Origin of the sequence: Pseudomonas sp. A214, from assembly GCF_900156295.1 — a bacterium.
GTDB classification, from domain to species: Bacteria; Pseudomonadota; Gammaproteobacteria; order Pseudomonadales; family Pseudomonadaceae; genus Aquipseudomonas; species Aquipseudomonas rhizophila.
Genome location: NZ_LT707062.1, coordinates 5,120,456 through 5,140,797 on the forward strand (window position 1 = coordinate 5,120,456; position 20,342 = coordinate 5,140,797).

At 59.2% G+C, this 20,342-nt stretch carries 18 protein-coding genes; all 18 read right to left on the bottom strand.

Features of this window, described 5'->3' with window-relative positions; genetic code table 11:
- The 18 genes from fliI to BW979_RS22895 all read right to left on the bottom strand — a co-directional run bounded on the left by fliI (window position 1) and on the right by BW979_RS22895 (window position 20,334).
- Complete coding sequence (gene fliI / locus BW979_RS22810; RefSeq protein WP_047226249.1) at window positions 1–1,359, bottom strand: flagellar protein export ATPase FliI; 1,359 nt, start codon at window positions 1,357–1,359, stop codon at window positions 1–3.
- Window positions 1,349–2,194, bottom strand: a complete 846-nt coding sequence (gene fliH / locus BW979_RS22815) for a flagellar assembly protein FliH (protein WP_047226248.1) — start codon at window positions 2,192–2,194, stop codon at window positions 1,349–1,351. The genes fliI and fliH overlap by 11 nt, the downstream gene beginning before the upstream one ends.
- A gap of 7 nt (window positions 2,195–2,201) precedes the next feature.
- Window positions 2,202–3,221 (bottom strand): flagellar motor switch protein FliG, encoded by a 1,020-nt coding sequence (gene fliG / locus BW979_RS22820; protein WP_003199086.1) that lies wholly within the window; start codon window positions 3,219–3,221, stop codon window positions 2,202–2,204.
- Window positions 3,214–4,998: a flagellar basal-body MS-ring/collar protein FliF gene (gene fliF / locus BW979_RS22825; protein WP_047226247.1), complete on the bottom strand. Its 1,785-nt coding sequence runs from the start codon at window positions 4,996–4,998 to the stop codon at window positions 3,214–3,216. The genes fliG and fliF overlap by 8 nt, the downstream gene beginning before the upstream one ends.
- Window positions 4,999–5,013: 15 nt before the next feature.
- Window positions 5,014–5,340, bottom strand: a complete 327-nt coding sequence (gene fliE, locus BW979_RS22830) for a flagellar hook-basal body complex protein FliE (protein ID WP_047226246.1) — start codon at window positions 5,338–5,340, stop codon at window positions 5,014–5,016.
- 215 nt (window positions 5,341–5,555) lie between these two features.
- Entirely contained in the window at window positions 5,556–6,944 is a 1,389-nt protein-coding gene (locus BW979_RS22835) for a sigma-54-dependent transcriptional regulator (RefSeq protein WP_076385830.1), read from the bottom strand.
- A gap of 5 nt (window positions 6,945–6,949) precedes the next feature.
- On the bottom strand, window positions 6,950–8,158 hold the full coding sequence (locus BW979_RS22840; RefSeq protein ID WP_076385832.1) for a sensor histidine kinase: 1,209 nt from the start codon (window positions 8,156–8,158) through the stop codon (window positions 6,950–6,952).
- A 111-nt stretch (window positions 8,159–8,269) separates the two neighbouring features.
- Window positions 8,270–9,745 (bottom strand): sigma-54 dependent transcriptional regulator, encoded by a 1,476-nt coding sequence (locus BW979_RS22845; protein ID WP_047226243.1) that lies wholly within the window; start codon window positions 9,743–9,745, stop codon window positions 8,270–8,272.
- A 169-nt stretch (window positions 9,746–9,914) separates the two neighbouring features.
- Window positions 9,915–10,211 (bottom strand): hypothetical protein, encoded by a 297-nt coding sequence (locus tag BW979_RS22850; RefSeq protein ID WP_047226242.1) that lies wholly within the window; start codon window positions 10,209–10,211, stop codon window positions 9,915–9,917.
- Window positions 10,212–10,222: 11 nt separating this feature from the next.
- Window positions 10,223–10,618 (bottom strand): flagellar export chaperone FliS, encoded by a 396-nt coding sequence (gene fliS, locus BW979_RS22855; RefSeq protein WP_047226241.1) that lies wholly within the window; start codon window positions 10,616–10,618, stop codon window positions 10,223–10,225.
- A gap of 133 nt (window positions 10,619–10,751) precedes the next feature.
- A complete protein-coding gene (gene fliD, locus BW979_RS22860; RefSeq protein ID WP_076385834.1) occupies window positions 10,752–12,188 on the bottom strand; it encodes a flagellar filament capping protein FliD in 1,437 nt (478 codons plus the stop codon).
- An 81-nt stretch (window positions 12,189–12,269) separates the two neighbouring features.
- Window positions 12,270–12,635, bottom strand: coding sequence for a flagellar protein FlaG (locus BW979_RS22865; protein WP_047226239.1), 366 nt, complete (start codon window positions 12,633–12,635; stop codon window positions 12,270–12,272).
- A 72-nt stretch (window positions 12,636–12,707) separates the two neighbouring features.
- On the bottom strand, window positions 12,708–13,559 hold the full coding sequence (locus BW979_RS22870; RefSeq protein WP_024617493.1) for a flagellin domain-containing protein: 852 nt from the start codon (window positions 13,557–13,559) through the stop codon (window positions 12,708–12,710).
- Window positions 13,560–13,812: 253 nt separating this feature from the next.
- Entirely contained in the window at window positions 13,813–14,082 is a 270-nt protein-coding gene (locus tag BW979_RS22875; protein ID WP_076385836.1) for a hypothetical protein, read from the bottom strand.
- The gene (locus BW979_RS22880; RefSeq protein ID WP_076385838.1) at window positions 14,079–15,371 is read right to left on the bottom strand and encodes a motility associated factor glycosyltransferase family protein; all 1,293 of its coding nucleotides are present in this window, start codon (window positions 15,369–15,371) and stop codon (window positions 14,079–14,081) included. Before BW979_RS22880 ends, BW979_RS22875 begins: the two co-directional genes overlap by 4 nt.
- A gap of 84 nt (window positions 15,372–15,455) precedes the next feature.
- Window positions 15,456–16,382, bottom strand: a complete 927-nt coding sequence (locus BW979_RS22885; protein ID WP_047226235.1) for a ketoacyl-ACP synthase III — start codon at window positions 16,380–16,382, stop codon at window positions 15,456–15,458.
- A 230-nt stretch (window positions 16,383–16,612) separates the two neighbouring features.
- On the bottom strand, window positions 16,613–19,546 hold the full coding sequence (locus BW979_RS22890; protein WP_076385840.1) for a TIGR00180 family glycosyltransferase: 2,934 nt from the start codon (window positions 19,544–19,546) through the stop codon (window positions 16,613–16,615).
- Between the two features lie 50 nt (window positions 19,547–19,596).
- Window positions 19,597–20,334: a cephalosporin hydroxylase family protein gene (locus tag BW979_RS22895; protein ID WP_025212481.1), complete on the bottom strand. Its 738-nt coding sequence runs from the start codon at window positions 20,332–20,334 to the stop codon at window positions 19,597–19,599.
- Between the last annotated feature and the right edge of the window lie 8 nt (window positions 20,335–20,342).

Consider the following 20,342-nt stretch of genomic DNA (forward strand, 5'->3'; position numbering starts at 1 on the left):
TTACCCGCCGGCGACCGGAGTGAAGATGCTCTGCAGGTGCGCTTCGCTGGCGCCCATGCCGATGTTGTCGTTCAGGCTCTGGCGCAGATAGACCGCCATTGCCGGATAGAGATTGATGGCGGTATCGGTCTCACGATCACCGCCGGGCACGTAGGCACCGACGCTGATCAGATCGCGGCTTTGCTGATAGCGCGACCAGTATTGCTTGAACTGTTGGGCACGCTTGAGGTGCTCGGCGCTGATGACCGACGGCATGACCCGACTAATGGACGCCTCGATGTCGATGGCCGGATAGTGCCCTTCTTCGGCCAGACGCCGGGACAACACGATGTGACCGTCGAGCACGCCACGGGCCGAGTCGGCAATGGGATCTTGCTGATCGTCGCCTTCGGACAGCACGGTATAGAACGCCGTGATCGAACCGCCGCCCTTTTCCGCATTACCGGCGCGCTCAACCAGCTTGGGCAACTTGGCGAATACCGAGGGTGGATAGCCTTTGGTGGCCGGCGGCTCGCCAATGGCCAGGGCGATTTCCCGCTGGGCCTGGGCGAAACGGGTCAACGAGTCCATCAGCAGCAGGACATTCTTACCCTTGTCGCGGAAATACTCGGCGATTCGCGTGCAGTACATGGCGGCCCGCAGGCGCATCAACGGAGCATCATCGGCTGGCGAAGCCACGACCACTGATCGCTTGAGGCCCTCTTCGCCGAGGATGTGCTCGATGAACTCCTTCACCTCGCGGCCCCGTTCGCCGATCAGCCCGACCACGATAATGTCCGCCTCGGTGAATCGGGTCATCATGCCCAGCAGCACACTCTTGCCCACCCCCGTACCGGCAAACAGGCCCAGACGCTGACCGCGCCCGACCGTCAACAAACCGTTGATGCAACGAATGCCCACGTCCAGCGGCACGCTGATGGGGTCGCGCTTGAGGGGGTTGATCGTCGGGCCGTCCATCGGCACCCAATCCTCGGCCTTCATGCCGCCCTTGCCGTCCAGGGCACGCCCGGCGCCGTCCAGCACCCGTCCGAGCATGCTCATGCCCATGGGCAGCCGACCGGTGTCAGCCAAAGGCACAACCCGCGCGCCAGGTGCGATGCCGGCTACGCTGCCCACCGGCATCAGAAAGACCTTGCTGCCGGAGAAGCCCATGACTTCGGCTTCGACCTGGACCGGGTGATAACTGTCGTCGTTGATCACCATGCAACGACTGCCCATGGCGGCACGCAGGCCCTCGGCTTCGAGGGTCAGGCCAACCATGCGCAGCAAGCGCCCTTCCAGGATCGGCTGCCCGGCCAGCTCGGTGGCCTCGGCGTAGCTGCCCAGGCGCTTGCCGAAGCTGGTTCGCTCAAGGCGCATCGCGGCCGTCCAGTTCAGGGGTACTGAGTTCAAGAGCATCCGACTCTGCGGCGTCTGGATCAATAGGGGTGTCAACCTGGGGCTCGTCCGGCAATTCCAGGCTCAGGTCGGCAGCAGCCGGGTGCAGTGCCTGTTCGTGCAACTGGTCGAAGAGCTTGGCCATGATCTGGCTGATGCGGGTTTCGATGGTCGCATCAATGCGGCTGTGCTCGGTTTCCACACGGCAACCGCCCGGCAGCAGGGATTCGTCCTCGACGATGCGCCAGGTTTCTTCATGACGCTCACGCAGTGCCTTGACCAGTTCGAAATCCTGAGGATTGATGTACAGCCGCACATTGCCCACGCCCAACGGCAAAAGCTTGAGGGCTTCGCGCATGACGTGTTCGATCTGGCTCGAATCAATGGCCAGTTCCCGCTGGATCACTTGTCGAGTGATGTGCTGCACCAGCCCGACCAGGGACTTCTCGATCTGAGTGTCCTGCTCGGCGATGGGCTCGAACAGGTTGAGCATCAGCGATTCCAGCGCGCGGAGCTTGGCTGTCAGCGCTACGTCGGCTTCCTGGCGAACCTTGAGCGTGGTGCTATGGAAACCTTCTTTTTCACCAATGGCGAAGCCTTCGTTGTAGGCCTCCTGACGAATGCTTTCGACTTCTTCGAGGGTCAGTGGCTGGACTTCTTCCAGCGGCACCTCCTCCATTTCCGGCAGTTCTTCCTCGGGCTCAGGCTCAGGCTCGGGCACGTGGGGATCGAAGCTGGGCAGCGACCAGACGTCAAAACCACCGACGTCCCGAGCGCGGATCAGGTCGCTGGGTGAACCATCACTCTTGGCAGACATAACGACCTTAGATCATCTCTTCGCCGCCCTTGCCACCGAGCACGATCTCTCCGGCTTCGGCCATACGGCGGGCGATGGTGAGGATTTCCTTTTGTGCGGTTTCCACGTCGCTGACACGTACCGGGCCCTTGGCCTCGAGATCGTCGCGCAACAGTTCGGCCGCCCGTTTGGACATGTTCTTGAAGATCTTTTCCTTGACGCCTTCGTCCGACCCCTTGAGGGCCAGTACCAGGACGTCGGAGGACACTTCGCGCAACAGCGCCTGAATGCCGCGATCGTCGACATCGGACAGGTTGTTGAACACGAACATGAGGTCTTCGATCTGACCGGACAGGTCTTCGTCGAACTCGCGGATCGAGTCCATGAGCTGGCCTTCGATCGAACTGTCGAGGAAGTTCATGATGTCCGCCGCGCGCTTGATGCCACCCAGAGTGGTGCGCGAGGCATTGGAGTTACCCGAGAACTGCTTCTCGAGAATCTGGTTCAATTCTTTCAGGGCCGCCGGCTGCACGGTATTGAGCGACGATACCCGCAGGATGATGTCCAGGCGCACCTTATGATCGAAGTTGCCCAGCACTTCACCGGCCTGGTCCGGGTCGAGGTAAGCCACCACGATCGCCTGGATCTGCGGGTGCTCGTAACGAATCACGTCAGCCACCGCGCGCGGCTCCATCCACTTGAGGCTGTCCAGGCCGCTGGTATTGCCGCCCAGCAGAATCCGGTCGATCAGGCCATTGGCCTTGTCCTCGCCCAGGGCCTGGGTGAGCATTTTGCGCACGTAGTCGTCAGATCCGACGCCCAGGCTGGTCTGGTCGCCGACGATGTCGACGAACTCGCTCATCACCTGTTCGACCTGCTCACGGTGCACGTTGCCCATCTGCGCCATGGCCACGCCCACGCGCTGGACCTCCTTGGGACCCATGTGACGCAACACTTGGGCGGCGTCGGTCGACCCCAGGGACAGCAGCAAAATCGCGGCTTTGTCGACCCGGGACAATTTGGCAACAGCGGCTCGATTATCACTCATCTGCGTTAATCCACTCTTTCACGACCTGGGCCACACGACCCGGATCTTCTGCCACCAGACTCTTGATAGCGTTCAACTGAGCGTCATAGCCTTCACTCGGACTTGGCAGCAGAATGCTCTGCGGCCCACCGAGGCTGACGCGATCATTGGCCAATTCGCCATCCAGGCCGCCCATGCCTCCCAGCTCTACATCACCCAAGCCAGCCAACTGCTTGTTCTTGCCGCCACCGGTAATGTTGTTGAGCACCGGACGCAGCACGCCGAACACCAGGATCAGGATGAACAGCACACCCAATACTTGCTTGACCACATCCCAGAACCAGGGTTGCGAATAAAATGGAATGTCGGCGATTTCTTCGCCGCGCTCCTGGGAGAACGGCACGTTGATCACGCTCACGCTGTCGCCACGGCTGGCGTCGAAACCGACCGCGTCCTGCACCAGGCGAGTGAACCGCGCCAGTTCGTCGGCACTCCACGGCGCACGGCTGGTTTCGCCATTGGCCGGGTTGATCTTGACCTGATCGTCCACCACCACCGCGACCGACAGGCGATTCAAACGGCCCTGTTGCTGCTTGGTGTGGCTGATGGAGCGGTCGAGCTCGAAGTTCTTGGTCGATTGTTGGCGCTTGTCGGCCGGGTACGGCGCCAGCATCGGCTGACCGGTGGCCGGATCCATGATCTGTTGGCCGTTGGCGTCGATCAGCGGCTGGCCCGGTTGCACCATGCCAGCGGCCGCAGTGGCACCACCGGTGGTCTGGGGCGCGCTGGCCGGCGACGGCGGTTGGTTGCTAAGCGCACCAGGCACGCCTTGCGGGCCATTGCTGGCGGTGCGTTGCTCGTTCACCGACTGTTCGCTGCGCAACGCCGGTTGATCAGGGTTGAACTGTTCGGACGTCGACTCGACGGAGCTGAAATCCACATCGGCCGACACCTCGGCCTTGTAGCGGTCGTTACCCAGGATCGGTTGCAGGATGTTGTGCACCCGCTGAGTCAGCATGCCTTCCATGCGACGGCTGTAGTCGAATTGTTTGCCGGCCATGGTCAGAGCAGAGTTCTCCGCCTGATCGGACAACAGGTTGCCCTTCTGGTCGACCACGGTGATCTGGGACTTGCTCAACTCGGGAACACTGGTAGCCACCAGATTGACGATGGCCACGACCTGGCTGGGCTCCAAAGAGCGACCGGAATACAGTTCAACCAGTACCGAGGCGCTTGGCTTGCGCTCATCGCGCACAAACACCGAGCTTTTTGGAATCGCCAGGTGCACACGGGCACCCTTGACGTTGTTCAGACTGGCAATGGTGCGCGCCAATTCGCCTTCAAGGCCGCGACGATAACGGGTCGCCTCCATGAACTGGCTGGTACCCAGGCCCTGGTCCTTGTCGAGGATCTCGAAACCGATATTGCCATCGGTGGGCGTTACGCCAGCAGCGGCGAGCTTGAGGCGCGCGCGCGCCACGTCGTCGGCCTTGACCAGCAAGGCGCCGGAATTGGGTTCGACGGTATAAGGAATGTCGGCGGCAGCCAGGGTTTCCATGACTTGCTTGGCGTCCATGCCCTCCAGACTGCCGTACAAAGGACGGTAGTCTGGCTGCTGGGACCACAGCACCACGGCAAACCCGATCGCCACGCTGGCAGCCAGGCCGACCAACAGGCCCACCTGACGCAGCATGGTCATCTCGGAGAGGTTTTCCAGGAAGGACAGACCGAACAGCGGCGGTTTGCCGTCGGGCGGAGTGGCCTTGGCCGGAACGTTATCAGCGACTGCTTCTGCCATGACTCAATAATTTCCTTAGACCGGCATCTGCATGATGTCTTGGTAGGCTTGAACCAGCTTGTTACGAACCTGGGTCAACGCCTGAAACGAGACACTGGCTTTCTGCGAAGAGATCATCACGTCCGTCAGATCGACGCCACTTTTGCCAATCTCGAAAGCACTGGCCAACTGACTCGATGCCTGCTGGGTATCGTTCACTTTATTGACGGCCTGACCGAGCATGTCGGAAAAACTGCTGGCGCCCACTTCCGGGACCGCGACCGACTTAGGCTGTGCCATGGCGTCCATTTGCATGGCCCGCATGTCCAGCATCAACCGATTAAATTCAATACCTTGGCTCATGGTCTACTCTCTCTGGCGGCCCGCATTTTTTTGACACTTACTCAGCGGGTACACAGGTATTAGCAACAAGGGTGCCAGCTCCGTGACCGTAAAAAACAAATGCATGTGGGAGCGGGCTTGCTCGCGAAGGCGGTGGTTCAGTCAATGCAACGGCGACTGGTAAATCGCTTTCGCGAGCAAGCCCGCTCCCACAAGGGATATTCGGTGCACATCACTCAACTGGCGAACAGGTAGGCCTCGACGTCCATGCCGGCGTCACGCATTTGCGCCAGCTTGTAGCGCAGGGTGCGCGGGCTGATCCCCAAGCGCTCGGCCGCTTCCTTGCGACGCCCGCGCTCGGCGCGCAGGGTGTCGATGATCATCTGGAATTCGCGACGACGCAGGTCGTCTCCCAAAGCACCGGCCGATTCGCCCTCCACTTCCGCCGGAGGGGCGAACGCCGGGACCGCTGACACGGCCGGCAATGGCGCGCAGGCCACCGGACCGCTCAGGCAAAAATCTTCCGGCTGGATCAGACCGCCCTGCTGCAGAATCAATGCCCGCTGAATCGCGTTATCCAGCTCCCGTACGTTGCCAGGCCAAGGGTAGGCGATCAGAAACGCCTGGGCCTCGGGGGACAGCCTGGCTGCCGCATGCTTCATTTTATTGACGTGTTTGGTCAGCAGACGCTCGGCCAGCGGCAGGATATCGGCGGTGCGCTCGCGCAACGGTCGCCAGGCCAGCGGAAATACTGATAGACGGTAGTAAAGGTCTTCGCGAAAACGCCCTGCCGCCACTTCGCCAGCCAGGTCGCGGTTGGTGGTCGCCACCACGCGGATATCCAGGCTGATAGGCTTGCGCGCACCCACCCGCTCCACTTCCCGCTCCTGCAACACGCGCAACAGCTTGGCTTGCAGGCCAAGGGGCATTTCGGAAATTTCATCGAGCAGAATGGTGCCACCGTCAGCCTGCTCGAACTTGCCGGCCTGGGCCGAGATGGCGCCAGTAAACGAGCCCTTCTCGTGACCGAACAGCGTCGCCTCCAACATATTGTCGGGAATCGCCGCACAGTTAATGGCAATGAACGGTTCGCTGGCACGCCGGGATTGCTGGTGAATGTAGCGCGCCAGCACCTCCTTGCCGGTGCCGGATTCGCCGGAAATCAAAACAGTGGAGTCGCTGCGAGCCACCCGCGCGGCCAACGCCAGCAACTGCGCACTGGCCGGTTCGATCGCGACCGGGCCTTCACCCTCGACGGCAGGGCTGCCCAAGGCATGGCGGGCCACCAGGTCCAACAGCGCCTTGGGCTCGAACGGCTTGACCAGATAATCCGCAGCCCCCTGGCGCATGGCATCCACGGCACGCTCGACGGCACCGTGGGCAGTCATCAGCAGGACCGGCAATTGAGGTTGGCGGGCGCGCAACAAACCAAGCAGCTGGTGCCCATCCATGCCCGGCATGTTGACGTCACTGACCACCAGGCCGAAGGCCTCTTGAGCCACGGCCAGCAAAGCATCTTCCGCCGAACCGACGGCGGTGTAATCGTGCCCGGCCAGCACCAGGGTATCGGCCAGCGCCTCACGCAGGGCCCGGTCATCCTCAACCAGTAACACCTTGATCGCCATGACCTTCACTCCACTCCCGGCGTACTGGAAAACAATGGCAAAAGCACCAGTGCACAGGTGCCACGCCCCAGACGCGAGCGCAGTTGCAATTCTCCCTGATGGGCACGCGCCACTGCCTTGACTACGGTCAGGCCCAAGCCCGTGCCTGTGGTCTTGGTGGTAAAAAAGGGTTCGCCCAAACGCGCCAGCACCGCTGGCTCGATGCCGCTACCACTGTCACTGACACACAAGCGCAAGGTGTTGCCCCGTGTGTACAAGTGCACTTTGAGCCGGACGTCGCCGCCGCTGGCCTGGACCGCGTTTTCGATCAGGTTCAACACTGCGCCCACCAGGGTGTCGCGATTACACAACACCTCGCCATCATGGCTGTCGCATTGCCAGCGAATTGGCAGGTCCTGCACGTGAGTCAATGCGGCGGCTTGCAAGGATTGCAGCAAGACCTTGGGGGTGACGCGATCGGTCAATGGCAACTCGCCACGAGCGAACACCAGCATGTCGCGCACCTGATGCTCCAGCTCGTGCAGCCGCTCTTTCAGGCGTCCGGCGAAGCGTTGTTGGGTTTCCACCGGCAGTTGCTGCTCGGTCAGATGACTGGCGTACAGCAAAGCGGCCGACAGCGGCGTACGAATCTGATGAGCCAGCGAGGCCACCATCCGCCCCAGGGAAGACAGGCGTTCGTGGCGGGCCAGTTGATCTTGCAGGTGACGGGTTTCGGTCAGGTCATTGAGCAACACGAGCTGCCCGGGCTCGGCGTCCAGCGAACGAGTGGAGATGGACAGGCGCCGACCGTCCTTGAGCGACACTTCATGGCCGTCGTCTTCACGCGGGGCGAAGCAGCGGGCGATGACGTGCCGCCACAACTCGCCCTCCAATGGCAGGCCAAGCAGCTCGCAGGCCGCCGGATTGGCTTCGCGCACGCGACCATGGGCATCGATGACGATAACGCCACCGGGCAACAGGTCGAGGAGATTTTGCAGCCGATTAGCCAGCCGTTCCTTTTCCGCCAGCTCCTGCATGCGCTGGGCACTGACCACTGCCAGCTCGCCCTTGAGCTCAGTGACGCGAGCTTCGAGCAGGCTGTAGGAATCGGTCAACCGGCTGGACATCTGGTCGAACAGCGAAAAGGCCTGCTCAAGTCCAACCCGGCTTGCCTGCTCGGCGGACGGCATGATCCCCGGCTCGGGGACAGGTGAGATCTGGGCGGCTTGGGTCATCGTGCTCTCTCGCTTGGCTGACCGTCAGTTAAACGGAACGTTGCGAGGGATGTAGCAATACCCGTGCCGAAAAAAAACCGCCTGAAAAATCAGGCGGTTGGAAAACAGGCGTCAATCATCCGCCTGTTCATCTCCTTCGCGACGGCTCATGCCGTACTTGCGCATCTTCTCCACCAGGGTGGTACGACGGATGCGCAGGCGTTCGGCGGCGCGGGCCACGATACCGTTGGCATCGTCCAGGGCCTGCTGGATAAGGCCTTGTTCCAGGCCTCCCAGATAATCCTTGAGGTCAAGGCCTTCTGGTGGCAGCAAGGCATTGGCGGTGAAGTCCGGCGTATGGCCGTTGATCGCCACGCGCTCTTCCAGATCGCTGCGCAGGCTATCGACCATTTGCTCGTCTTCATCGTCGACATAACGGAATTTCTTCGGCAACTCGACCACGCCGATCACACCGTAGGGATGCATGATCGCCATGCGCTCGACCAGATTGGCCAGCTCACGGACGTTACCCGGCCAACCGTGGCGGCACAGGGACATGATTGCCGCCGAGTTGAAACGGATCGAGCCGCGCTTCTCGTGCTCCATGCGCGAAATCAGTTCGTTCATCAGCAGCGGGATGTCTTCGACCCGCTCACGCAGCGGTGCCATTTCAATCGGGAAAACATTGAGGCGGTAATAGAGGTCTTCGCGGAAACTGCCCACCTCGATCATGCTCTCGAGGTTCTTGTGGGTCGCGGCGATGATTCGCACATCGACGCTCTGGGTCTTGTTGCTGCCCACGCGCTCGAAGGTGCGTTCCTGCAAGACTCGCAGCAACTTGACCTGCATCGGCAACGGCATATCACCGATTTCATCGAGAAACAGCGTGCCGCCGTTGGCCAGCTCGAACCGCCCGGCCCGGCTGGTGATGGCGCCGGTGAAGGCGCCCTTCTCGTGTCCGAACAGTTCGCTCTCGAGCAACTCGGCCGGGATCGCACCGCAGTTGACCGGCACGAACGGCGCTTCGCGACGCTTGGAATGGTAGTGCAGGTTACGCGCAACCACTTCCTTGCCGGTGCCCGACTCACCCAGGATCAACACGCTGGCGTCGGTATCGGCGACCTGCTGCATCATCTGGCGCACATGCTGGATCGCCCGACTGGTGCCAACAAGACTACGGAAAAGGTTGGGCTCGCGATGCCGGCCGCGCTCGCGCGCCTGGTCGTACATCTCGCGATAAACCTGGGCGCGGTGCAGCGAATCGAGCAACTTGCTGTAGCTGGGTGGCATTTCCAACGTGGAAAGCACCCGGCGGCGCTGGTCCTCAGGCAAGTCAACGGAAGAATTTTCGCCCATTAACAAAACCGGAAGGAACTCATCCCAGGTTGAGAGTGTCTTTAGCAAGCCCAAAAGCGTTGCGGGTGCATTTACGGTTCCGATCAGAACGCAAATGACTTCACGACTGGACGACAAAGAGCCGACGGCCTGCTGCCAGTCATGGCTTCCGCAGGGTAAATTTTCTTCACCAAGAAAATTTAGGATCACCGCCAAATCGCGGCGGCGGACGCTATCGTCATCGATCAGGAGAATTTTGGTTTCACGCCACATGCAATAGCAACTTCCCTAGTCAACTCAATGCCCGGAATTTGGGGGCAAGCTAGACGCTTGCAGACTTGTCATGCCTGTAGACGCCTGAAATCTGTAAACAGCCACTAGTTAAGTCAAAAAACCGTGCACAGTCAAATTTATGGCGCACTTTGTTCGGATTAACTGAGCGTTAACCGAACAGATGGTAAACCTTTGCCGCGTTCTGCGCTTGATGGATCTGCGACATCTCGTCGACAATCGCCTGACGCTCGCCAGTGGCCGCCTCCAGCAGCTGCCGATAGACCCCCAGCAACTCCTCAAGATTGCTCCGCAACGCCGCCTCGTCTACCTCAGGCTCGCTCAGAACGTCTTCCATGCAGGAACGGCAAGCCAGGTCCAATTGACCGATTGCCTCCCAGTTGCGCTCGGCCAGGGCACCGACCAGGGCATCACGGGTTTGTTCGATTCGCTGCAAGACAAGACTCATGAGCGTGCTCCTTAGAATTGCGGACCCGGTACGGCGATGGCATCCCAACCTTCCTTGACCGTGCTCAGCAGATCGGCGACTTCGTCGAGGATCTTCGGATCAGTCTTGGCGTTGGCTTCGGCCAGGCGCTTCATCATGTAGGTATAGAGGCTATCCAGCTCAGTGACCGACTCGGCCTGGTTTTCCAGGTCCAGGCCTTCACGCAAACCGCCAATGATGCCGATGGCCTTACTGATCAGTACGCCTTTATTGGCGATATCCTTGCGCTCCATCGCACCCTTGGCCTGGGCAATGCGGTCCAGCCCGCCCTCCATCAGCATCTGCACCAGACGATGGGGACTTGCTTCGGAGGTTTGCGCCTGGGCGCCAATCTTCTGGTATTGGCGAAGGGCTAACATCGGATTCATGTTCTACCTCATCAAAAAAAACTTCGGTTCGTATAAACAGCGTATCGACGCCGCGTCAAAAAACTTTAGATCGAAAAAGCCGAAAGCCCGGAGCGTCCTGAGACGCTACCGGGCTTTTGTGTATCGACCAGAATCAGCTGTTTTTCTGCTGTGCCGTCATGGCTTCGAACATCGAGGTGATGTTACTGGCAGTGGCTTTCAGCCTGCCCACCAGGGTATCCATGTCGTTGTACTTTTTGGTCAGCACCGCGGTGAGGGTTTCGATTCGGCGATCAAGGGCCAACTGATCTTCGCTCAGTTTCGCCTTGAGAACTTCCAGGTTCTTGGATCGAGCCGTCAGGATGTTATCCACAGGCTTGCCATTGGAGTCCTTCTTACTGGTCTCCGTGTAGGGATTGAGTGCATTCTGCATGCGCTCGATCAGACCATTTTCCCCAGTGAACAGGGTCTGGATTTCTCCACCCAACTGCCTTTCGTTCACGGCAGTTGCGAACTTCGTACTGTTAAAATCCAGGGCACCAGTCGTCTGGTTGGTGGTAATCCCCAACTGCGACAACACGGTCAGCTTATCGCCAGCACCGGTTTCGGACAAAGGCGCGCGAATAGCCGCCAAAAGCGAGCGAGGCAATGAGTCACCGGTCAATGCTGCCGGAACCGAGTTACCTTCGGCATCTGTCGATGGCTTGGTCAGGGAAGTCACGGCCTTCGCAATAGCGTTATAAGCATCGACAAATTTCTGAATCGAAGCTTTCAGACCGTCGGTGTTGGCAGCAACGGTGACGGTCGTCGGGCCGGTACCGGCAACGACTAACGTCATGCTCAAGCCTGAGACCACGTTATCCAGCTTGTTGGTCGGACTGGTCATCGCCAGGCCGTCGACGTTGAACTTGGCATCCTGTGCGAACACCAGAGAACCTGAAGAAGTCGCGGTGGGGGGTGTAGCCATCGCTACAGAGCCGTCAGCCGCAAGACTGGCAATGCCGCTGAGAGAAATATCGTTGCCCGCACCAGTTTTAGTCGAGCCCACCACAAGACGTGAACCAAAACTGTCGGTCACGATGTTGGCGGCCAGACCGCTGGAGGAGTATTTGCTGTTGATAGCGTCCCGAACCGACTGCAGCGTCGAATCAGCAGGAATATCAAGGGTGTAATCCGTACCGCCCTGGCTAATGGTCAGCGTACCGGTCTCCACCGCACTGGAAGCGCCACCGGCGAAAGCAGCCGTGGCAACTTTTGAGGAGGTTGCCAGCTGAGTGACGTTGACCGAGTAGATACCACTTACCGCCGAGTTCCCGGCTGTCACCGTCAGCGCACTGGTATTGGCCGAAGTAGCGGAAACACCGGTGAATTGAGGCGTGGTCGTGCTGCCCAGGCTTTCAAGCGCGGACTGGAAGGTAGCCAACAGCGATTTCAGGGTGCCGATCCCCGAAATATTGGCGGTATTGGTCTTGGTGGCGCGGTCAATCTGACCTTGCTTGGCTGCTTTGTCAGAATCCACCAATGCCTTCACGATAGCACCGGTATCAAGGCCAGAGCCTAAACCCAAGCCAGGTAGAATTGGACTTGCCATGTGGGACTCCCTTCAGTGTGCCGCCGGTCTTTTGACCTTTAAAACGTCAAAAGAACCAAACAACAAAATTCGTGCCAGCTGTCAGGCTTGTGCGCTGAACAACAGGCTGCTTGCATCATTCAAACTGTTCGCCAGCTTGAGCACTTCTTCATTAGGGATCTGGCGAATCACTTCACCGGAGCCGCTGGCAATCACTTTGACGACCACTTTGCCTGAAGGCTCATCGATTGAGAACTCCAGATTGCGCTTGACCGACTGAACAAAGGTTTCGATCTCCTGAACCGCTCTCTTCAGCTTTTCCTGCTCGGCCTCAGCGTCTTTTGGCTCATCCTTGACCGGTACCACGGTGGCAGCATCGGCTCGAGGCTTCTCCACTGGCTTGTCGGCAAATGTCGTCGCCGGCTTCGCAGCTGGATAAGACAAGTTCAGCTTCACGCTCATATCCATGTCCATCACCTCTTGAACGGAAAAAGCGAGAGAGTACGCAAGCGCACTCCCCCGCTAAAACTCATCCGACTATTACTGAAGCAGCTTCAGTACAGCGGATGGCAGTTGGTTGGCCTGGGCCAGAACCGAAGTGGAAGCCTGTTGCAGAGTCTGCTGCTTGGTCAGCTGGGCAGTTTCAGCAGCGAAGTCGGTGTCTTGTACACGACCCAGTGCAGCAGCGGCGTTTTCGTTGATGTTCTGCAGGTTGGAGATGGTGCTGGTCAGACGGTTCTGGGCAGCACCGAGGTCCGCACGGCTGGCGTTGATGGTCGCCAGAGCAGCGTCGATCGCGTCGATTGCAGCTGCAGTGTTGGTTTCAGCCTCAGCACTATCAGCAGCACTGATCGCGATGGCAGCAGAGTCAACGCTCAGGGTCGCAGCGTCGAAGCTGTCGCTCAGGGTCAGAGTGATCTGGTTGGTAGCACCGGTGTTGGAGCCGACCTGGAAGGTCATGGTGCCAGCGGAACCGTCGATCAGGTTCTTGCCGTTCAGGTTGGTCGAATCAGCGATACGGGTCAGTTCGTCCGACATCTGAGCAAATTCTTTGTTCAGAGCATCACGGTCAGCAGTGCCGTTGTTGTCGTTTCGAGCCTGGACAGCCAGCTCACGCATACGTTGCAGAATGTTGGTGGATTCCTGCAGAGCGCCTTCAGCGGTCTGAGCGATGGAGATACCATCGTTGGCGTTTTTGATCGCAACAGTCTGACCGCGGATTTGCGAGGTCATACGAGTAGAGATCTGCAGGCCGGCGGCGTCGTCTTTGGCGCTGTTGATTTTCAGGCCGGAAGACAGACGGGTCATCGAAGTGGACAGAGCATCGGAAGCCTTGTTCAGGTTCTTCTGAACGTTCAACGATGTGACGTTAGTGTTTACTGTTAAAGCCATGACGAATTCCTCGTTGGTTGGGTACTGCGGCTTCCGGCCCTGGCAACCGCCGGGTGTGGCCTAGAGAACCTTCGTAATAGTTATCGTCGTAATCGGAACTTGCTTTAGCTGTTTTTTCAAATAATTTGCCATCAGGGTGCCACCCCTCGTAAATCAAGGACTTGGCAGCGCTCAGAAGGTAAAAAAATGACGTCAGGGAATTGCCGGAGCCGCTATTCGTCCAGACAGCGGTCCTAGCGGAGGGGAAAAAGACTTAAACCGCCTGACCAGCGGTCAATAGGTCAACCAGCTCGTACTCAAGATAATCCGCCAGCGAAAGCCAGTTCTGAGCCTGCTGATCGTTGAACATCAAGCCAAGCAAACCGCCCCACGATGACTGGACATCGCCTGGCATAAGCTCGACAAAAGGCTGGGCCGCCTCGACCACTGCAACCATCGCCAGCCCCGCCTCGACATCGCGGCCAAGACGAAACAGCCGAGCACATCCGCGCGCGTCTTCGATGACCACCTCAAGGCTGCTCATCGCACAAACTCTGGATGAAAAGCAGTGCCCACGATCATCGCTCCATCTCGACTGCTGTTATAAAAGCGCACCTGAGGGTGCCTGGCGACAAATCGCTCCAGCTCACACAAATAGCTACGGAAGTTGAGCTGAGTCTTGACCCGCTGGCCATGGCCATCAAGCACCCAGTGCCTGGATGCGTCCAACTGAGGCCCCAGGTCGCCGTCGCCCCAACCCGCATGGGTCTTGTCATGGGGAAAAGCGAAATCGGCTCCGAACAAAGTGACCTGCGTCGCACCCATCCTGACGGCCAGGTCCACGGCCGGATGAATCACGCTGCCACCTACGTACAGCTCGCCCCGAGGCAGTTGCTGGCGCATTTGATGATAGACAGGGCTGGCGGAATAACCGGCATAACGGCGGCCCTGCCAGGCTTCAATCACCGATGGATCCGCCATTGGCAGGTAAACCAGGGCAATGTCGCCGGTGTCTTCGGGCGGAAGGTGGCGCGCCGAAATGCGTTGATCAATGCTGACCACGATATCCGGTCGGATGCCTTGGGTGATCAAGGGCCGATAGGCCGTATCGACACAGATCAATAGCGGCCGCTCGGCTTGGCTATTCAAGCCGCGAAGTCTCTCGAAATGTTGCTCAAGGCTGGGACCGGTGGCAACGACGAACGCCTCACGCCCCTTGAACGCGCCGAACAGCTCGGCAACATCGCGGTCGTCTCGCACGAGATTGAATGTCGATTGCAACCGCTCGACGATCTCGGGGGCTTGGGAATCGAACTCCCGGTTAGTGAAGTCCAGATGAATTTCGCTGATCAGGCGATCACGAATCTTGGCACTGTAATCATCGGCCAGTACCAGCTCGGCGGGGAGCGCGAAGAATGGCAATTGGATTTCCGCCAGATCGCCCGAGTAGAGCAACACCACCCTGGGATCGGCAAGCCATGGCATCTGATCCAGTACCTGCAGTACCAGGGAAAACACCGCGCCGTTGAGAACATGAACATACAACCGCTCGAGCCCTGCCCGCTCCAGCAAGCGGTTTTGCAGGTCGCCCAACCCGGTGCCGTAGACATGCACCATGGTGGCATCCTGCGGCAGGCTGGCCGCTTGCAGATCAGCTTCGGCGAGACGGTCATGCCGGCTGGTCAGCTGGATGCCGTTGATGCTCAGGGTCGAACCCAGGCCCTCCACCAGATCGGCCTGCAACTCACCGGCATTCTCCAGCAGCAGCCGCTGGGCCACGGCCGGCCAGCGTTGCTCGATCACCTGGAAATTGCGCTCAAAGAACTCGCTCATGGCGTCTCGCTTTTCCATCAGGCAAAAAAATAGCGTTCAAGGTTACACCTTGGACGCTATTTTTTGTGCTCGGGCATTAACGGCTCAAGGACGATAAATGATCGCCGACCCCCAGGACAGGCCCACGCCAAAACCACTTAACGCCACGCGTTTCCAGTCGGAATCGAGCACGTGCTTTTCCAGCAGCAATGGAATGCTCGACGACACGGTGTTCCCGGTCTCGACCATATCCTTGATGAACTTCTCCGGCTCGCCTTCGAAACGCCGCGCCACCGCATCGACAATCGCCGCACTGCCCTGGTGAATGCAGAACGCATCGATGTCGCTGGCTTGCAGATCGGAATCGGCGAGCAACTCATGCAAATGAGCCGGAACCTTGATCAAGGCGAAATTGAACACTTGGCGACCGTTCATGAAGAACACCCCGTCGCTGACCTTCAGGTGCGGCGCACCGGAACCGTCGGTGCCGAACTTGGCCTTGCCCAGGTGCCACGGTGCATCCTCGCCCATCCAGGTAGCGGTGGCGGCGTCTCCAAACAACATCGTGGTGTTGCGATCTTCCGGATCAACGATTTTCGAATACGGGTCCGCCGTTATCAGCAGGCCATTCTTCAGGCCGGCGGCTTCCATGAAGCCCTTGATGGCGTAGATGCCATAGACATAACCCGAGCAGCCCAGGGAGATATCAAACGCTGCGACAGTGGTCGGCAAACCCAGCTTGTCCTGAACGATGGCCGCCGTGTGAGGCAAGCCTTCTTCGTCGCCGTTCTGGGTAACGACGATCAGTACATCGACAGATTCACGTTTCAGGCCGGGATTGTTGGCAAACAGCGCATTGGCCGCTTCTACACACAGGTCCGAGGTTTCCTGCCCGTCATCCTTGCGCGGCAAGAAGGCGGAACCGATCTTGCCCAGGATGAACTCTTCATCCTTGTCGAACTTCGCACCTTGTGCGTAATTATCCACGCCGGCTACAGGAACGTAGCTCGCAATGCCTTTTATGCCAATCATTACGGCTTCCCAATTAAAAACAGCCCAATACCACCGCTCGCAAGGATTCGAGGGGCGCCGACAAACGGGAAGTGTAAAGGGCTATCACTGGGCCTGATAAGGGCCAGGCGCCATCTTCCCGGTCAATACAATACAGTGAAGATGCGCGTTATGACTCACAGGTCACGCGATTTTACTGATTAAGCCTTTTGAAAAGGCCTAATCAGCAACAACGGGTTTAGTAACAGACCCTATGCAAGCAACCGCGACCAATCGACAGCCGTAGCGGTGCCCAGCGCAAAGCCGGTGCCGGTCAAGGCCAGGTTGGGGTTACGGGCCGGGTCGTGTTCAAAGCGCGCCCGCCATTTGTCCTGCAGGGCGCTAGCAGCCTGTGGCGCTTGGGCGAATGTGCCGGGGTGCAGCATCTGGGCCTGAGGGGTCCAGACGGTGAGATAACCCGCATCGGCCGCTTTCAGGCACAGATCGACATCGGCAAACGCCTCAGCGAAGTGGTCCTCGTCCAGGCCGTCCACGGCTTCGAACAGCTCCTTGCGGATCATCAGGCAAGCGCCCGACACCGCCGAGTAGCTCTGCTCCACCTGATGACCGTTGAGGTAGCCCTTGGCGTCCTTGCGTTCGCCAACAAACACCGAGCCCACCTGGCCGTCGGGCTTAAGCACCAGCCCGGCCTGGGTGGTGACACCGCGGTTGTCCATCTGTTTGCTGCCGACGACCCCCACTTCAGGCCGCTGGGCCTGGTTGAGCAGACTGTCGAGCCAGTTGGAATTGACCACTTGCACCTGGGCAGACAGCAGCACCAGATAGTCACCTTTGGCCTGGCCGCTGGCCCAGTTGTACAACGCCGAAGTGCTCAAGCGCCGCTCGCTGCGCAGGATGCTAATCCGGTCGCCCTTGCCTTCCAGGCTATCCAGCCACTGGATCAGGTCTTCGGATTGGCTGTGGTTGTCGGCAATCACGATTTCATGACGATGGTAGCGGGTACGCTGCAGCACGCTGACCAACGCCTGTTGGATGTGTTCGAAGTTGTCGCGGCTCTCGAGGATGATCGACACCAGTGGCCGTTCGGCGTGCTGATAATCGATCTGGTAGGTCAGCGGCTGGGCCGAAGTGACCTGGGCGCGATAACCCCGGGCAGCCAAGTGACGGGTCAACACCTGACGCTCTTGAGGGTTTTCTTCCTGCGCCGGGGCGTTGCAGATCAACAACGGCTCGGCCAGATGCGCCAGGCCGCTGAGCCCTTCGTCCTCGATCAGGCGCAACAGCAGGTCCAGTTCCAGGGCCTGGGTGTATTGCGCGGTAAAGCCACGGGCCTGGGTCAGCACCTCACGGCGAATCAGCCAGTGCCGCGCCATCAACGAAGGCACCGATTGCAACAGATCGAGGTTGACCCCCGGACGGAATACGTCGGTGAGGCCGCCATCGGCCTTGCGCTGGATTTCATCCATGGCCACCGCGCGCACGCCCTCGGCACCGATCAGTTCGAGACTGGCGCGCAGCAGGCCGCTTTGGGTGAACTGGTCACCGGCTTCGGCCAGCAACAGCCAGTCGGCGGTGGATTGCCCGACGATCTGATTGATGCGCTCGACGTAATTGGTGGTGCTGACTTTGACGAAGTGCACGGTGTCACGCGCGGTGGTGGTCGCCGGCAAGTCACCCGTGGTGAACACCACGACGTTGAATGCTTTGCAATGGCCGTTGACCAGGCTGTCGAAGGTAGCCTGCAACTTGAACATGTCAGCGTCCAGATCCAGCAACAGGATGCCAAACCGCGGCCCGCCCTGATGCTCGGCCAGGTGGGCGGCGATGGACTTGAGTTGCTGTTCATCGGGGTTACGTGCTTCAAGCCAGCTCAACAAGCGACCGGAGTGCATGTTCTCCAGTAACCGGCGATCCTGCTGCCCCGGCACCGAGTCCAGACGCTCGAGCCAGGCCTGCAACTTCACCGATTCTTCAGGCTCGTCGCTGTTCTTCAACGACTCGGCCAGGCGCTTGACCACGGTACGATTGAACGCGTACAGGCCTTGGGCCTCCCACAAACGACTGCGCAATGTGCGCTCGTCGTCATTGGGTTGCACCTGCATCAATTCGTGCTGGCGCAGCAGGATGCCTTCCAGTTGCTGAAGCTGAAGGCGACCGGCCGGCATTGCATGCAGCAGGAATTCAAACTGGGTCAGCAGATCGAAAACCCTCTGATTATAAAATGGCATTTCGACAAACTGTTGTGGGCCAAACGAACGTATCGGCTCGCCCCCTGCTTCCAGCCAGGCGGAACGAATGATCTGTGTACCTTTGAGTGAGCGCCCCTGCTGCAAGCAGTCAGCCATGGCCGCAAAACTGTCCAAAGCAATCTGTTTGATACGCTCCGGAGCCTGCTCGGTAAGCTGGGTAGGCACGGATGCGAGAAACTCGGCGAACTGTTCCCGCTCGGCAACGCTTTTGGCGTCCTTGTAGCTAAGCACGGTCAACACATTGGTGTTGTGTTCGGAACCGCCGTAGTTGAGTTCGCGCACGGCGAACGGAATCGGCAGGATCCGCGCCTTGGCGCACGCCAGCAAGTAAAAGGTATGACCGATTTCCTGCCATTCGAAACTGGTGCCTGGCGGCAGCATGCCGTACCACTGCTGCAGCAGGTCGGTGCGGGTCACGGCGTAGAACGGCGGAAGGAACTGATCCATGAAACGGATCACACGGTCCTCGGCCAGTTCGCTGTTGTAGTCCTCATGCACCTTGCGATCACGACGGAAGTAGCAGACTTCTGTGGCGCAGGACAAATACATGATCCCGTAGCCATGGCACAGGCCATAGTCAGGGTTGGCTTCGAGGAACTCCACCGATTCGGTCAAGGCATCGTGCAGCAGGAAATCGTCATCGGCGGCGAACACCATGTAGGGCGTCGTGACCTGATTGACGCCGTACACCAGCTTGTCTTGCAGCCCCTTGTAAGTGAACTGAGGCAAGTGCCGGTAATCGACCGAGGGAAAATCCCGGGCAATTTGCTCATCGCGCTCGACCGATGAATCAAGCACCAGCACCGAACACGGATAGCCGCTGTAGTAATGCAATGTCCGGCGCAGGAACGCACTGCGGTTGTGGGAGATCACCACCACTGTGAACCGCTCGTTCAGCGGTGCCACGTTGCTTTGAGCATTGTTTCGAACCTGCATATTTCCTGTCCCCACAACCTGCCAGACGCCAATGATTTGATACGGATGAATTAACGAACCCGGCGCAGATAGCCATCCGGTGCAACGGTGATCAGCAGCTTGTTCTGCAACTGCCGGTCAATTTCGAAATCGCCATTTTCCTCGAGGTATTTCCACACCGCGGTTTTCGGGTTGTCGCCCGGGCCCCATGGACGATCCGGGAAAAAGTCCGCCGGCATGTCCTCGACCACGGTGTCCATCACCACGCAATAGCTGCCTACCGAAACCAGCGGCGCGTACAGACGCAGTTCTTCGAGCACATGGTCGTGGGTGTGGTTGGAATCGAGCACCAGGATGACTTTCTTGCCTTTGGCCGCTGCATGGACCTGCTCGGCGATGGCCGGATCGATGCTCGAACCCTCGATCATCGAGATGCGTTTGCTCATCGGGTGGCTCTCGATGGCTTCACGGTTATGGGGGCGGATATCCAGGTCGATGCCCAGCACTTCACCGTGGCCTTGCAGCTCCAGCAACGAGGCGTAATAGATGATCGAACCACCGTGGGCGATGCCGCACTCGATGATCAGGTCAGGCTTGATCTGCCAGATCAGTTCCTGCATGGCCATCATGTCCTGCGGCAACTGGATGATGGGGCGGCCCATCCAGGAAAAATGGTAGCTGTACTTGTGACGGGCCGATTCGTTGAAGAACTCTTTGGCCAGGCCAACGAGTTTCTGGTCTTGGCCTTGACCGGCGATTTCGGTCTGGCATTGGGCTTCGAAGGCTTTATGGATCGTGTTGTCGGTCATGTTCGAAT